We start from the raw sequence: 12,166 nt of genomic DNA on the forward strand, positions 1-12,166 counted from the left end.
GAATAATGCATATAAAGCTGAGCGGCCTCCCTATGTGGAAGTCGCTCAGCTTTTTTATGCATAGATAATTATGGTATGATGACTTACAGAAAAGTATAGGTGAGAAATATGGCCTGATTGTTAGACACGAAAAGCGAAGTGTAGAAGGTCAAAGTAGGCAGACTGCAATACTAAAGCAATCTATTAATGGAATTTGTGAGGTACACTAATGATACTCGTTTTAGATACTGGAAATACGAATATTGTGCTGGGTGTTTATCATTCAGACGAATTAATTCATCACTGGCGCATGGAAACGGATCGTTACAAAACGGAAGACGAATACGGCATGCAAGTAAAGGCGTTATTTAATCATGCCGGTATCGACTTTAGTCAAATTCATGGCATCATCATTTCGTCCGTTGTTCCGTCTATCATGTTTTCGTTGGAACGCATGTGTCAGAAATATTTTGGCCTTAAGCCACTCATAGTAGGTCCAGGTGTGAAAACGGGATTAAATATTAAATACGAAAATCCTCGTGAAGTTGGCGCAGACCGTATTGTCAACGCAGTGGCGGCGATAGAAGAATATGGACCACCACTCATTATTGTTGATTTTGGAACGGCCACAACCTATTGTTATATAAATGAAAAAGGCGATTATATGGGTGGCGCGATTGCTCCTGGTATTGGTATTTCAACCGAAGCTCTATTTACTAAAGCTTCTAAATTACCTCGTATTGAATTAACCAAGCCCGAGAGTGTAGTTGGTAAAAATACAATCTCTGCCATGCAAGCCGGTATTGTTTTCGGATATGTCGGGCAAGTTGAAGGTATTGTATCTCGTATGAAAGCACAAAGTAAATTACAGCCTACTGTCATTGCGACTGGTGGGATGGCTAATTTAATTGCCGCAGAATCGACCGTAATCGATAAAATTGACCCTTATTTAACTTTAAAAGGATTGCATTTAATATACGAACGTAACCATTAAGAAAAGAGGAAACGAAAATGAATGATTATTTAGTAAGAGCTTTAGCATTTGAAGGAAAAGTGAGAGCTTTTTCGGTTCGTACAACCGATACAATAAGAGAAGCACAACAACGTCACGCAACGTGGCCAACTGCATCAGCAGCACTTGGTCGTTCGATGACAGCTGGCGTTATGATGGGGGCTATGCTCAAAGGTGAAGATAAGATAACGGTTAAAGTGGAAGGCAAAGGTCCTATTGGTGCCATTATCGTCGATAGTAACTCAAAAGGTGAAGTACGTGGATATGTTTCACATCCTCAGACCCACTTTGAATTGAATGAGCACGGTAAGCTTGATGTGAAACGCGCAGTTGGAACAGATGGCATGTTGACGATAGTTAAAGACTTAGGAATGAGAGACTTCTTTACGGGTTCAGTGCCACTAGTATCGGGTGAACTAGGTGAAGACTTCACATATTACTTCGCTACATCAGAACAAGTACCTTCTTCTGTTGGGTTAGGTGTGTTAGTAAATCCGGATAATTCAATTTTGGCTTCAGGCGGTTTTATCATTCAGTTAATGCCAGGAATTGAGGATGACACGATTTCTGTTATTGAAGAAAAACTAAGTTCTATGGAGCCTGTATCTACACTGATTGCAAAGGGTTTATCCCCTGAAGAATTATTGCAAGAGGTTTTAGGTGAAGAAAATGTCCATGTACTAGATAAAATGGACGTTTCATTTGAATGTAACTGTTCGAAGGAACGATTTGGAACGGCTATTTTAGCTTTAGGTGTAAATGAAATTCAAGAAATGATTGAAGATGACGGCAAAGCGGAAGCGCAATGTCATTTCTGTATGGAAACGTATGAATATTCACAGCAAGAATTGGAATCTTATATCGATGAAATCAACTCATAATAATGTAGATGGTCGCGACGGGCGACTTACTCAGAAGAAATTGAAAACGAAACCTGTACTTATTGTTTTAGGTCTTTTATTGCTTGGAAACATGTTATGGTTTATCGCTTGGCTAGTTCCAAACGGACCAACTGGCGGCAATGAAGTTGTGGCTACAGTTGGAAAAGAGAAAATTTCCCGTGAAGACTGGATGGTCGCGATGGAAGAGCAGTATGGAAAAGAAACATTACTTGAGCTGGTAAACGCTCGAGTAATGAATACGGCTGCTAAAAAATACAAAATTAAAGTGACTGATAAAGAAATAGATTTGGAACTGTCCTTAATCAGAACTGCTCAAGACAGCACTGGTTCACAAGGTCTGTCTCTGAACAGTGATATGCACCGTCAAAAAATGCGTGCCCAATTAATACTAGATAAAGTGTTAACAAAGGACGTGGTGATTGAAGATGAGCAAATCCAAACATTTTTTGATGAAAACCAGTCCCTTTATAATATCCCTACTACATATCAAGCGAGTTTAATTGTTTTACAGAATATATCAGACGCACAAGAGGCAGTAAATGAACTCGAAAATGGTTCTTCGTTTGATGTGTTAGCTCGTGAACGGTCAGTTGATGCTTCTTCGGCAAGTCTTGGTGGAGATATTGGATATATTACTGAAGGTCAAGAGAATGTAGATTCTTCTGTTGTGGAAGCAGCTAGTAAACTAGAAGTAGACCAATGGAGTAGTCCAGTTGCACTATCTGAAGGTCGATACGGCGTCGTCTACTTACAGGATATTATAGAAGGTCAAGAGTTCTCTTTTGAAGATGTGAAAGATCATATCAAACGTGAATTGGCTTTGGAACAACTACCACAATCCGTTTCCCCAGAAGCGTTTTGGAAAGAATTTGACACCGAATGGTTTTATGGCGAATAAGATCGAAATGCTGAAAGCGCCACTCTAGCTCGACTTCACGGTGGTTTCCTTTGCGACGAGTAACCGTTACGCAATCTTCTGGAATAGACATAAAAGGGCTTAAAGTTACGTATTATAACGATATAACCAAGCAGTTTTCTGATTCGTTCAGGTGGCTGCTTTTTGTTTGCGAAAAGTCAGAAAAATTGGTAGGATTAAGAAGATAATAAAACCAATTGAACTACTAGGTATTAGGAGTGAGAAAATGACAAGAGTAGGTAATTCAGTAGCAGATTTAGTAGGGAAAACCCCGATTGTTAAATTAAACAGACTTACAGGACCTGAAGATGCAGAGGTTTATTTGAAGTTAGAATTCTTCAACCCCAGTAGTAGTGTGAAAGATCGTATTGCTCTTTCAATGGTTGAAGCGGCAGAACGTGATGGAAAGTTAAAACAAGGTGATACGATTATTGAACCAACAAGTGGTAACACAGGAATAGGTCTCGCTATGATTGCTGCAGCTAAAGGGTATAAATCTGTACTTGTTATGCCTGAAACAATGAGCATGGAGCGACGTAATTTATTGCGTGCATACGGTGCTGACTTAGTGTTAACTCCAGGACCTGACGGAATGAAGGGTGCAATTGCAAAAGCAACTGAATTAGCAGAAGAAAACGGCTGGTATATGCCTCAACAATTTAATAACTTAGCAAATCCAGAAGTACATCGTTTAACGACTGGTCCTGAAATTGTAGAAGCGATGGATCAACTAGATGCTTTTATTTCAGGTATTGGTACAGGTGGAACAATCACTGGTGCTGGTGAAGTATTGAAAAAGAACTTCCCGGGAATTGAAATTGTGGCAGTTGAGCCAAAAGATTCAGCAATTTTATCGGGTGGTCAACCAGGACCTCATAAAATCCAAGGAATTGGTGCCGGTTTCGTTCCTGAAGTGTTGGATACTGAAATTTATGACAGCATCATTCAAGTGTCAAATGAAGATGCGTATGAAACAGCGCGAAAAGTAGCGCGAGAAGAAGGAATTCTTGGTGGTGTCTCATCAGGAGCCGCTGTGCATGCGGCGTTAGAAGTAGCACGTAGACTTGGTAAAGGCAAAAAAGTTTTAGCTATTCTTCCTTCGAATGGAGAACGCTACTTAAGTACACCACTGTATCAATTTGAAGACTAATAGTAATAGATAAAGAGGGAGCGGAGACGTTCTCTCTTTTTTGTGGCGTTTAACTAGTGATTCGCGATAAGATGAAAGCGATACTTGTTATTCAGGGGGAGAATGGACATGCAGGATGTTCAATTACATACAGCAACAATTTCACTAAATAAAGATGATTTTTATTATGCTTATAAAGAGCTCACACAAACTGAGTCTCACCATATTTTGATGGAAAGTGGACGCGGAGGGCAATTTAGTGTGGCAGCATGGAATCCATTAGCCGTTATAGAATCAACTGAAAGTGGTTTACTGATAAAGTGGCGTGATGGGAAAGTGGAAGAAAGACACGGAGAAGCTCTGCAATTAGTCGAAAAGCTAGTAGAAGAATATCAATTTGCACATATCGCTGATTTGCCAGATTTTCAAGGTGGTGCAGCAGGGTTCATTACATACGACTATGCTCGACAAATTGAAGCGTTGCCAAATGACACGGAAGATGATTTACATATTCCAGACTTGTACTTCTACTTGCTTGATCAATGGGCGGTTTTAGATATTGAGAAAGAAGAAGTGCATGTTATGCATATTTCGACTGTGGATGTTGATTTGCAAGCTGAAAGTGAAAAATGGAGACAAGCGGCTAAAAAAGGTTTAGCGGCTCGAGTGTTTATTGCGGGTGGAGCGACAGAAGTACTTGACGACCAGACGGAACTTCATGTCTCTATGACTGGAGACGTTTTTGAAGAAGCAGTGCGTAGTATCCAGGCGTATATTAGCCAAGGCGATGTGTTCCAAGTTAACTTGTCTGTCCGTCAATCGAAGGCGCTAAGCGTATCTCCCGTAACATATTACGAGGCGTTACGTTCGTTTAATCCTTCGCCGTACATGGCATTTATTCAATCGCCCGAGTTTGCAGTTGTATCAGGATCGCCAGAGTTATTGGTGAAGAAAAAAGGCGATGAACTATCAACTCGGCCAATCGCAGGAACGCGTCCTCGTGGGAAAAATGAAAATGAAGATGAGCTACTAGCAAAAGAATTAATTGATAACGAAAAAGAACGTGCTGAACATGTCATGTTAGTTGATTTAGAACGCAATGATTTAGGGCGTGTCTCGGCATATGGTTCTGTTGAAGTAAACGAGTTCATGGTTATCGAAAAATATTCGCACGTGATGCATATTGTTTCTAACGTAAGAGGAACACTAGCTGAAAACACATCTAATGCTGAAGTCCTTCGCGCGGTATTCCCTGGAGGAACCATTACGGGAGCACCTAAAATCAGGACAATGGAAATTATTGAAGAACTTGAACCCGTCAGACGCGGTTTATATACAGGTTCTATCGGTTGGCTCGGTTACACAGGTGACTTGGAATTCAATATCGTCATTCGCACAGCGTTTGTGCAAGATGGTATGGCTCATATTCAAGCAGGAGCCGGTATTGTTATTGACTCGAGTCCAGCAAATGAGTATATCGAATCTTTAAACAAAGCAAAAGCACTGTGGCAAGCAAAAGCAATGGCGGAGGGAGTGGGGAAAAAATGATTTTAATGATCGATAACTACGATTCATTTACCTATAACTTAGTTCAATATTTTGGCGAACTTGGAAAAGAGTTAATCGTTAAACGTAATGATGAATTAACGATTGCTGATATTGAATCGTTAAAACCTGAAATGATTGTTGTTTCTCCAGGACCTTGTACGCCAAATGATGCAGGCATCAGCCTAAATGTCATTACGCACTTTTCTGGAAAGATTCCAATTTTTGGAGTGTGTCTAGGGCATCAATCGATTGGACAAGCATTCGGTGGAAATGTCATTCGAGCGGAGCGCTTAATGCATGGCAAAACTTCACCTGTTCATCACGATGGAAAAGGAGTTAATACCGGAATGCCAAATCCATTTCAAGCAACGCGTTATCATTCATTAATTGTTGAAAAAGAATCATTTCCCGATTGTTTAGAAGTGACTTCTTGGACGGCAGAAGGCGAAATTATGGGCCTTCGTCATCGCGAATTTGCCATTGAAGGCGTTCAGTATCATCCTGAATCAATCATGACTGAAGAAGGTAAACAATTGCTGCGGAATTTCATTCACACCTATTGCCAGCCGGCTAAGAAGCAGGAAGTGTAATGTGGGCTTGGATGAATGGGGAGTTTGTTAAGGCAGACGAGTTGCGTATTTCTCCTTTTGACCACGGTTTTTTATATGGTTTAGGTTTTTTCGAAACATTCCGTACGTATGAAGGAGAGCCTTTCTTACTTGAAGACCATATAGAACGATTGCGTAAGGCGCTCGATGAATTTCGAATTGAACTCGATTTAGATTTAGAGATGTTGAAAGCTATCATACTTGAGCTAAATGCAAGAAGTGGCGGGACAGACGGTTATTTTAGACTGAATGTATCTGCTGGCGAGCATGAAATTGGTTTAGCTCCTTCTGTTTATGAAAAACCGACAGTCATTTTGTTTAGAAAAAACTTGCCGCCTTTTATACGTGGCAAAGAAAAATCAGCCGTATGGTTAAAAACTCGACGCAATACACCAGAAAGCGAACATCGATATAAATCTCACCATTATGCAAATAATGTTCTGGCGCGCTTAGAATTACCATCTCTTGCAGAACAAGAAGGCTTTTTTTTAACAGGTGAAGGGCATGTAGCAGAAGGTATTACATCAAATGTTTTTTGGGTGAAAAACAGTGTATTGTATACTCCTGCTCTAGAAACGGGAATTTTAGCTGGAATTACACGTAATTGGGTGATTAAGACAGCGGAATCACTTGGGATTAATGTGGAAGAAGGTTTATTTACTCCTGGCAAGCTTGAAGAGGCTGATGAAGTTTTTGTGACGAATGCTGTACAAGAGTTGGTGCCCATTCATCAACTTGGGACGAATCTGTTTGACGGAAAGAATGGATTAATTTACATGAAGTTACACGATCACTATAAGGATCATGTGGAACAGACAAGCAAGGAGCGATAAAGGTGAATTTAATCCACTATACAAAACCGTTCGAAGTGAATGGAACGGTTTTTGATTTTCATAAAGAAACAATTGTTATGGGGATATTGAATGTAACACCAGACTCATTCTCAGATGGTGGACGATTCGATGCTGTAGAAGCGGCAATTAATCATGCAAAGAAAATGGTTGCTGAAGGTGCGAAAATTATTGATGTCGGTGGAGAATCAACACGACCAGGTCATGCGGCTGTAAGTCTTGAAGAAGAACTCTCTCGTGTCATTCCGGTTATACAGGCATTATCTAGGGAACTTGATGTGGCTATATCAATTGATACATATAAATCAAAAGTGGCGGAAGCTGCCATACGAGCAGGTGCTCATATCATTAATGATGTATGGGGTGCTAAACGTGAACCTGCGATTGCGGAAGTGGCGGCAAGACTCGGTGTGCCTATTTTATTGATGCATAATCGTGATAATACCAACTATACTGATTTCTGGCCGGACGTACGTAAGGATCTAGATGAAAGTGTTCAAATTGCCAAAGCTGCAGGAGTTCCAAGCCATCATATTTGGCTAGATCCAGGCATTGGATTTGCTAAAACTACGCAACAAAATATTTTGATGATGCAACATTTACAGGATCTTGTGGAGATGGGCTACCCAGTGTTACTAGCAACATCTCGCAAAACGATGGTTGGCAAAGTCTTAAATCTGCCAATTGAAGAACGTCTTGAAGGAACAGCAGCAACGGTATCCTTTGGTATCATGAATGGATGTCACATGGTGCGAGTGCATGACGTGAAAGAAATTGTTCGCACTGTACGCATGATGGATGTATTGATTGATAAACAACCATATATAGAAAGTTAAGAGGGGCGAAGTAAATGGATTATATTCATGTGAATGACATGGAATTTTGGGGAAATCATGGTGTGTTGGCTGAAGAAACGAGACTCGGGCAACGCTTCCGTGTAACACTTTCTCTAGCTGTTGATTTACAAGAAGCCGGTCAAACAGATAATTTAGACAAAACGGTAAACTATGCAGAAGCATTTTTCATTTGTCAAAATATTGTTGAAGGTGAACCTGTTAAGTTAGTAGAGACTGTGGCAGAGCGAATTGCAACAGAAATATTAACGACATTCAAAGATCGCGTAAAAGGGTGTAAAGTAATCGTAATTAAACCTGACCCTCCAATTCCTGGTCATTATCGTTCGGTATCCGTTGAAATTACGAGAGGCGAATATGTATGAATACCGCATACCTATCGTTAGGTTCGAATCTTGGAAATCGGTTTGACATGTTACAAGATGCGGTTCTCATGTTGCAAGAACAACCTGAATTAACAGTAACTCAGGTTTCGTCTGTTTATGAAACCGATCCTGTAGGATATACTGAACAAGCAACTTTTTTAAATATAGTTGTCGAAATAAAGAGTGATTTATCTGCAGAAAAAATCCTTTTAATTTGCTTGGAAACTGAGCAGACTCTAGGGCGTATTCGCGAATTTCGCTGGGGACCAAGATGTATAGACCTTGACATTTTGCTCTATAATGATGAAAATATAGTGTCAGAGAAACTGACTGTCCCTCATCCGCGAATGCATGAGCGAGGGTTCGTTCTCGTACCGTTAATGGAATTGGTGCCTGAGGGTGTTCATCCAGTAACGGGTGTGTCTTTGCGCGAGTATGCAAGAGGACTGAAAGAAGGCGTTCACGTATGGAAAACAATCGATGGGGTAGACGCATTCGTGCGTTTAGAAAGCTAAAAGCGATGAAGCAACTCGACTTTGCCCATAAAATCGGCATGTCAACATCGGTATTAGGTCAAATCGAGCGTGGAACTCGAGTACCAACAATAGAACAATTAGATAATATGGCATCCGTGCTGCATATAGAGGTAGAAGAGTTAATGGGTGAAACGAATTCATAAGAAAGGAGGGTGAACAATGACGAAGATGAATGATAAGCCATTTCAAATTGGCAAGCATGTAATGGATAACCGTGTAGTGTTAGCGCCAATGGCTGGTATTTGTAACTCGGCATTCCGTTTAACGGTAAAAGAGTTTGGTGCTGGACTTGTTTATGCAGAAATGATTTCCGATAAAGGTATTGTGCATAAAAACGAAAGAACGATGAACATGCTGTACATTGATGACAGAGAAAACCCGTTGTCATTACAAATTTTTGGTGGGGACAAAGATACACTTGTTGAAGCTGCAAAATATGTAGACCAAAACACTACGGCAGATATTATTGACATCAACATGGGATGCCCAGTTTCGAAAATTATAAAATGTGAAGCGGGCGCGAAGTTATTGCTCGATCCAGAAAAAATTTACGAAATGGTTGCGGCTGTTGTCGACAACGTAAAAAAACCAGTAAGTGTGAAAATGCGTACAGGTTGGGATCTCGATCATTTATATGCAGTTCAAAATGCGCAAGCTGTTGAACGCGCGGGAGGATCAGCGGTTGCTGTTCACGGACGTACACGCGTACAAATGTATGAAGGTCACGCAGACTGGGATATTATTCGCCAAGTGAAAGAAAACGTCAAGATTCCCGTTATTGGTAATGGTGATGTAGAAACGCCTCAAGACGCAAAACGTATGCTAGAGGAAACAGGTGTTGATGGTGTCATGATAGGTCGCGCAGCATTAGGTGATCCATGGATGATTTACCGCACCGTGGAATATTTGGAGTCTGGTGAGTTAAAACCAGAACCATCTGTTCGTGAGAAAATGGATGTTTGCTTACTTCACTTCGAACGATTAGTGGCACTTAAAGGTGAACACGTTGCCGTTCGAGAAATGCGTAAACATGCTTCATGGTACTTAAAAGGCATCCGTGGAAACGGAAAAGCACGTAATTTAATTAACCAAACTGAATCTGCACAAGAACTACGCACATTCATTAACAACTTTGCAGAAGAGCAAATGGCACTTGGCCGTGAACTAGAAGCAAGTGTAATGTAAAACAAAGAGAGCTGTCACTTTTGGTGATAGCTCTTCTTTATATAGAAGAAAATAATCAGAATTATGGAAATACATTCAGATTTAAACGAAAAATGCAATAAGACGTGAAGACGATTGTGAAATTGTGTACAATAGGTTCATTATGAATGGCTAGCGATGACGAACAAATGATATTTTTGAATCGGTTTTCAATCAATCAAATACAGTCTATTGGGTTCTTCTTAGCTTTCCGTTAAATGGTTAAACGGAGCTATCAAAAGAAAAGGGAGTGAAATGAATATGTCACATTTAGATGAAACAGAAACAAATGATCAACTTTTGGTGAGACGCCAAAAGATGTCTTCAATAAGTGAGAGTGGACTGGATCCTTTTGGCGGGCGTTTTGAACGTTCACATTTATCGGCAGGAATTCATGAAGAGTTTGAACAGTTTTCAAAAGAACAATTGGATGAAGAACCACGCGAAGTGACGATCGCTGGTAGAATCATGACAAAGCGTGGAAAAGGGAAAGCTGGATTCGCTCATCTTCAAGACTTCGGTGGTCAAGTTCAAATATACGTACGTAAAGATGCAATTGGCGACGAAGCTTACCATTTATTTACTACGGCAGACTTAGGAGATATCGTCGGCGTTCGTGGGAATGTTTTCCGTACACAAGTAGGAGAACTTTCGGTGAAAGCAACTGAATTCACTCACTTAACAAAAGCACTTCGTCCTATGCCGGAAAAATTCCATGGCTTAAAAGATGTTGAACAACGTTACCGCCAACGTTACTTAGACTTACTTACTAGTGAAGAGAGCAAAAATACATTTATCACCCGTAGCCGTATCATTCAATCGATGCGTCGATATTTAGATGGACAAGGGTTTTTAGAAGTGGAAACACCACTTATGCATGCAATTGCTGGCGGAGCTGCAGCAAGACCATTTATTACACACCACAATGCATTAGACATGACATTATATATGCGTATTGCAATAGAGCTGCATTTGAAACGATTAATCGTGGGTGGCTTAGAAAAAGTTTATGAAATCGGTCGTGTATTCCGAAATGAAGGAATTTCAACAAGACACAACCCTGAATTTACGATGCTCGAGTTGTATGAAGCTTATGCAGATTACAATGACATCATGGCGTTAACTGAAAACGTAATCGCACATGTAGCACAAGATGTTCTCGGTACAACGAAAGTAATGTACGGAGAAGATGAGATTGATTTATCCCCTGGCTGGAAACGTCTACACATGGCTGATGCAGTCAAAGAAATGACGGGCGTTGATTTCTGGGTAGAGATGACGAAAGAACAAGCTCACGCTTTAGCAAAAGAACATGGTGTGGATATTAAACCTTCTATGGAAGTAGGACATGTGCTTAATGAATTCTTTGAGCAAAAAGTCGAAGAGTCATTAGTTCAACCTACATTTATTTTTGGCCACCCGGTGGAAATCTCACCATTAGCTAAGAAAAATCCACAAGACGGCCGTTTCACAGATCGTTTTGAGTTATTCATCGTTCGTCGTGAGCACGCAAATGCTTTCACAGAATTAAACGACCCAATCGATCAACGCGAGCGTTTCGAAGCTCAACTTGTTGAAAAAGAAGCGGGTAATGATGAAGCTCATGAAATGGATGATGATTTTATCGAAGCGCTTGAATACGGAATGCCTCCAACTGGTGGACTAGGTATTGGTATTGATCGTTTAATTATGCTATTAACAAACTCACCATCGATTCGCGATGTTCTATTGTTCCCACAAATGCGTCATCGTGACTAAGTAAGTCAAGAAAGAAGTCGGGTTATCGTCCCGGCTTCTTTTTAATTTGTAAGGAAGAATCTACGGTCTATTATTTTAATAATCTTTTAATTATAAAAAGACTTGTGCGCACTTTTGTATGGTGGTATAGTAATCAAGTCGCCAAAACGAGCGGCAAACAAAAATAACTAAACAAAACTTTTTGTTGACATAACAAACTGAATTTGTTAAGATATAAAAGTTGCTGTCGCGAGAGTGACCAACGAAATGAACCTTGAAAACTGAACAGCAAAACGTCAACTAACAAGCGGAACGCACTTCGGTGCCGGAAGCATAAACGTTTTCTTCCGCCGACACCTGTCGGTATCGAAAACAAACTTGAACTTAATTGTTCATTATAAACGTCAAATTTTTGACGCCAGCAACAAAGTCGAGCTAATCGACTCACCATTATGGAGAGTTTGATCCTGGCTCAGGACGAACGCTGGCGGCGTGCCTAATACATGCAAGTCGAGCGGAATGATGA

13 protein-coding genes and 1 rRNA gene are annotated in these 12,166 nt (G+C 40.5%); all 14 read left to right on the top strand.

Features of this window, described 5'->3' with window-relative positions; all coding sequences use genetic code 11:
* Positions 1 to 208: 208 nt before the first annotated feature.
* Positions 209 to 973: a type III pantothenate kinase gene (locus AC1DOS_RS03085; RefSeq protein ID WP_108587545.1), complete on the top strand. Its 765-nt coding sequence runs from the start codon at positions 209 to 211 to the stop codon at positions 971 to 973.
* A gap of 17 nt (positions 974 to 990) precedes the next feature.
* Positions 991 to 1,872 (top strand): Hsp33 family molecular chaperone HslO, encoded by an 882-nt coding sequence (hslO, locus tag AC1DOS_RS03090; protein ID WP_108587546.1) that lies wholly within the window; start codon positions 991 to 993, stop codon positions 1,870 to 1,872.
* Positions 1,856 to 2,791: a peptidyl-prolyl cis-trans isomerase gene (locus AC1DOS_RS03095; protein ID WP_477536351.1), complete on the top strand. Its 936-nt coding sequence runs from the start codon at positions 1,856 to 1,858 to the stop codon at positions 2,789 to 2,791. The genes hslO and AC1DOS_RS03095 overlap by 17 nt, the downstream gene beginning before the upstream one ends.
* 244 nt (positions 2,792 to 3,035) lie before the next feature.
* Complete coding sequence (gene cysK, locus AC1DOS_RS03100; protein ID WP_477536352.1) at positions 3,036 to 3,959, top strand: cysteine synthase A; 924 nt, start codon at positions 3,036 to 3,038, stop codon at positions 3,957 to 3,959.
* A 108-nt stretch (positions 3,960 to 4,067) separates the two neighbouring features.
* Complete coding sequence (locus AC1DOS_RS03105) at positions 4,068 to 5,486, top strand: anthranilate synthase component I family protein (RefSeq protein ID WP_477536353.1); 1,419 nt, start codon at positions 4,068 to 4,070, stop codon at positions 5,484 to 5,486.
* Complete coding sequence (gene pabA / locus AC1DOS_RS03110) at positions 5,483 to 6,076, top strand: aminodeoxychorismate/anthranilate synthase component II (RefSeq protein ID WP_477536354.1); 594 nt, start codon at positions 5,483 to 5,485, stop codon at positions 6,074 to 6,076. Before AC1DOS_RS03105 ends, pabA begins: the two co-directional genes overlap by 4 nt.
* Complete coding sequence (pabC, locus tag AC1DOS_RS03115) at positions 6,076 to 6,927, top strand: aminodeoxychorismate lyase (RefSeq protein ID WP_477536355.1); 852 nt, start codon at positions 6,076 to 6,078, stop codon at positions 6,925 to 6,927. The genes pabA and pabC overlap by 1 nt, the downstream gene beginning before the upstream one ends.
* A gap of 2 nt (positions 6,928 to 6,929) precedes the next feature.
* Positions 6,930 to 7,781, top strand: coding sequence for a dihydropteroate synthase (gene folP / locus AC1DOS_RS03120; RefSeq protein ID WP_477536356.1), 852 nt, complete (start codon positions 6,930 to 6,932; stop codon positions 7,779 to 7,781).
* A 14-nt stretch (positions 7,782 to 7,795) separates the two neighbouring features.
* Positions 7,796 to 8,164 carry a dihydroneopterin aldolase gene (folB, locus tag AC1DOS_RS03125; protein ID WP_108587559.1) on the top strand — a complete coding sequence of 123 codons (369 nt, stop codon included), beginning with the start codon at positions 7,796 to 7,798 and terminating at the stop codon, positions 8,162 to 8,164.
* Positions 8,161 to 8,679: a 2-amino-4-hydroxy-6-hydroxymethyldihydropteridine diphosphokinase gene (gene folK, locus AC1DOS_RS03130; RefSeq protein WP_477536357.1), complete on the top strand. Its 519-nt coding sequence runs from the start codon at positions 8,161 to 8,163 to the stop codon at positions 8,677 to 8,679. Before folB ends, folK begins: the two co-directional genes overlap by 4 nt.
* Positions 8,631 to 8,843, top strand: a complete 213-nt coding sequence (locus AC1DOS_RS03135; RefSeq protein WP_108587562.1) for a helix-turn-helix domain-containing protein — start codon at positions 8,631 to 8,633, stop codon at positions 8,841 to 8,843. Before folK ends, AC1DOS_RS03135 begins: the two co-directional genes overlap by 49 nt.
* A gap of 16 nt (positions 8,844 to 8,859) precedes the next feature.
* Positions 8,860 to 9,885 carry a tRNA dihydrouridine synthase DusB gene (gene dusB / locus AC1DOS_RS03140; protein WP_108587564.1) on the top strand — a complete coding sequence of 342 codons (1,026 nt, stop codon included), beginning with the start codon at positions 8,860 to 8,862 and terminating at the stop codon, positions 9,883 to 9,885.
* A 279-nt stretch (positions 9,886 to 10,164) separates the two neighbouring features.
* Positions 10,165 to 11,661, top strand: a complete 1,497-nt coding sequence (lysS, locus tag AC1DOS_RS03145; RefSeq protein WP_108587566.1) for a lysine--tRNA ligase — start codon at positions 10,165 to 10,167, stop codon at positions 11,659 to 11,661.
* 428 nt (positions 11,662 to 12,089) lie between these two features.
* Positions 12,090 to 12,166: ribosomal RNA gene (locus tag AC1DOS_RS03150) — 16S ribosomal RNA — on the top strand; the annotation flags it as partial.

The sequence above is a fragment of the Paenisporosarcina sp. P5_A11 genome, assembly GCF_056400705.1.